Below are 3,386 nucleotides of genomic sequence, written 5' to 3'. Positions count from 1 at the left end.
CTGGTCACCAGCTCCGATCCGCTGGCTTATGAAGCCTTCGCCGAGAACACAGCGATATTCGGCGAGTCCGGCGTGAAGTTCCTGCGGATAGACCCGGACCGGGCCGTCCCGGCGCGGCGTGGTCCGCGCCGACGCACACCCGGCAAGCTGCACGCCGGTAAGGCATACGACACCTCCGAACCGCGGCAGCGGGTGCGAAACCGCGGAATCGGCGTCCGCATCGCCCGCAAAGGCATCGAATCCTCCCAGCGCCTCGGCCGCCACGGGGGTGATCGAACGCACGATTTCCTGGCTGACCGGATACCACCGCCTCAAAATCCACTACAACTGCAAGGCCACCCACTTCCTCGCCATCGCCATCTCGCCATCTCGCCGCGACCTTGGCCTGCTACAAGAAACTAACGAAATCAACCACATGAGACACGGTCTTACTGGCGCCAAGTGTTCAGCACTCGTACCAGCCCGTGGCGTAGGGGGGTCAGATCGTCAGGTGCTCGTGTAAATCGATCGAAAATCAGGCCGTCGAACAATGCGACGAAAATCCGGGCGTCATGATCAGGGTCTTCGGAGCCGGCTGCGGCAGCAATCGGTCTGACGGCGCGCCACATCGCGGCAGCGCCTTTGCTGACGGCGGCTCGAACCATAGCGTTTCGGGTGCCTTCCAGTAGCAGCTCATACCGTGCGATTTGGTGGATCGGATCACTTTCGATCCATTCGACGAGAGCTTGCTGAATCGAGACATAGTCCGGCTCGAGTGAGCGGCAGGCCAAGACAAGCATCAGCTCCTGCATGAGGTCGATCAGTCGCTTCTCGTCGAGTTCGGCGAGGCGCTCGACTGCGGCTACCACCAGATCGTTCCGGGTACCGAAGTAATACGTTACGGCCCCGTGGGGAAGGCCGGCGGCCTCCTGTACTGACCGGTGCGTGACCGCTGCCAGCCCCTTCGTGCCGATCACCTGAATTGCGGCATCAACCAGCCGGGCTCGGCGGTCGATGACCTCTGGACTCTGTCGCATGAGGTCAGTATCTCATCCACTCTTGACAGCCCTAGCAAGCTCAACTACAACTGTAGAAAGTGCTGCTACAGATGTAGCAGCGACAATGACCAGAGCAGGAGTGACGGTGGGGAGACCACGAAGGATCTTGATAGTCGGCGGCGGGATTGCTGGATTGACGTTTGCTGTCGCTCTGAAGCATTACGGCGCTCGCGCCGATGTGGTAGACCTCGCGCCTGAGTGGCGCCCCGTCGGTTCTGGAATTGCTATCGGATTCAATGGGATTTTGGCGTTGAACTCCATTGGATTGGGTGGCGCGATCCAGGAGCGTGGCGTTCCGCTCAACAGCGTGAATCTCCTGGATTCAGATGGCAACCGCATGAACGGATTCCAGTTCAGCTCCGTCATAAATGCCTACGGAATTTCAACGATCGGGATACATCGCGGGATTCTGCATGACGTCCTCGCCAGCTCTCTCGAGGAAAGCCCGCGACTTGGGGTTACTGTAACTGATTTGCGGGAACATACCAAGGGTGTCGTGGCGGAATTCAGTGACGGTACCAATGCGGAATACGACCTTGTCGTCGGGGCGGACGGGCGAAATTCAGAGGTTAGGAAACTGATCTTCGGAGAGGTCGAGCAACATTATGTCGGATATTGCGCGATACGAGTGGTGATCCCGCGACCACCGGGTTTCGACGGCATGTGCGAACTCTGGGGCCGTGGCCGACGTATGGGAATTCTTCCAATTAGCGAAGATCTCTTATATTCATACTCCACTTTTCTTTCCGCTAGAGGAATCGTCCGGGATCCCTCCCAGAACATGAACCTCCTGCGTGAGTTGTTCGAAGACTTCAAGGGCCCGGCCAGGCATATCGTCGACTCGGATCCGGACGAGGCTTCGATCCATTACGGCGATATCGAACAGGTGATCTTGCCCCAGTGGGCCACAAAGCGGGTTGTCTTGATCGGGGACGCGGCGCATGCGATGTGCCCAGACCTGGGGCAGGGCGGCTCTATGGCCATCGAGGATGCAATGACCTTGGCTCGATTGCTGGTCAACTCCACGGAGATTTCGGACGCATTGCTTGGCTATCAAACTACGAGGTACAAACGAGTCGGAGGCATTCAGCGCAAGTCTCGGCAGTACGGGTGGATGGTTCATCGACAGACTGCGCCTGCTTGTGCTGTACGTCGCAGTGTTATCAGGAGGCTCGATCCAGATCGCCTTGCACGCACTACGGTCGCCAGCTTGATCAATCCAGTGGCCTGAGCATAGTGGGAACGGCGATGATCATCGAACTTGCAGAGAATGTATATCAGATTTGCGGATATCAGACATGCGATCAATTCGTACGTAATCGATTGCATTCTCATCGATGCCGGAACCAGATTTAGAGTTCCTAACAGATTGTTCTTGGTGTGGTTTGATCTTGCCGGTTGTTAATCATCTGGCGGGAGGTTGGTGTGGCCCAGCGCAGGCCGTGGGAGGTCGAGGACGGGTTGTGGGACCGGATCGAGCCACTGCTGCCCACGATCGAGCGACGCTTCCGTTATCCCGGTCGTAAGCGGCCGGACGACCGGAAGACGTTGTGCGGCATCCTGTTCGTGTTGTACACGGGCATCCCATGGGAGTTCCTGCCGCAGGAGTTGGGCTACGGCTCGGGCATGACCTGCTGGCGGCGGCTGCGGGACTGGAACGATGCCGGGGTGTAGCAACGGTTGCACGAGTTGTTGCTGGCCGAGCTGAACGCTGCGGGGCTGATCGACTGGTCCCGTCCTGCGGTGGACGGCTCACACATCCGAGCGTTAGGGGGGCCGAAAACCGGTCCGAGCCCGGTAGATCGTGCAAGGACCGGCTCCAAGCATCATGTCATCACCGAGGGGCACGGTATCCCGCTCGCGGCGACACTGACCGGCGGCAACCGCCACGACGTCACCCAACTCGCCCCACTGATCGAAGCGATTCCGCCGGTGCGTGGACGGCGCGGACGCCCCCGTCGCCGCCCCGGCACGCTCTACGCCGACCGCGCCTACGACTACGACAAACACCGCAGGATGCTGCGCGGCAAGGGGATCGACCCCAAATTCGCCCGTCGCGGCACCGACCACGGCTCCGGGCTGGGTGTCCACCGCTGGGTCGTCGAGCAAACCATCGCACTGCTGCACTGGTTCCGGCGCCTGCGCATACGCTGGGAGAGATTCGCGACGACATCCATGAAGCCTTCCTCAGCATCGCCTGCAGCGTCATCTGCTGGCGTCGGCTCAAGAAGAACTCAATCTGTTAGGAACTCTTAGTGAGCGTCCGGGAACTCTCGTCGGCTATCGCTGACGGTGCGTTGCCGGTGGGTTCGTTCGTGGTGGTTTCAGTGGTGCCGGGTCGGCGAATGT

Annotated in this window: 2 protein-coding genes and 2 pseudogenes; 3 read left to right on the top strand and 1 reads right to left on the bottom strand. The window is 59.7% G+C overall.

Annotated elements, in window-relative coordinates; genetic code table 11:
• Positions 1-114 precede the first annotated feature (114 nt).
• Positions 115-325 (top strand): annotated as a pseudogene (locus ACWEO7_RS38700) (IS5/IS1182 family transposase); the annotation flags it as partial.
• Positions 326-428: 103 nt separating this feature from the next.
• Here ACWEO7_RS38700 and ACWEO7_RS38695 read toward each other — a convergent pair.
• Positions 429-1,016 (bottom strand): TetR/AcrR family transcriptional regulator, encoded by a 588-nt coding sequence (locus ACWEO7_RS38695; protein ID WP_452430717.1) that lies wholly within the window; start codon positions 1,014-1,016, stop codon positions 429-431.
• Between the two features lie 106 nt (positions 1,017-1,122).
• Here ACWEO7_RS38695 and ACWEO7_RS38690 point away from each other — a divergent pair, with 106 nt between their 5' ends.
• Together ACWEO7_RS38690 and ACWEO7_RS38685 are read left to right on the top strand one after the other, a co-directional pair.
• Complete coding sequence (locus tag ACWEO7_RS38690) at positions 1,123-2,268, top strand: FAD-dependent monooxygenase (RefSeq protein WP_452430716.1); 1,146 nt, start codon at positions 1,123-1,125, stop codon at positions 2,266-2,268.
• Positions 2,269-2,462: 194 nt separating this feature from the next.
• Positions 2,463-3,283 (top strand): annotated as a pseudogene (locus tag ACWEO7_RS38685) (IS5 family transposase).
• The last annotated feature ends 103 nt before the right edge of the window (positions 3,284-3,386 follow it).

This window comes from Nocardia sp. NPDC004260, assembly GCF_053603155.1.
The sequence above is the reverse complement of the archived record's forward strand: the minus strand, read 5'-3'. Positions and strand labels throughout refer to the sequence as shown.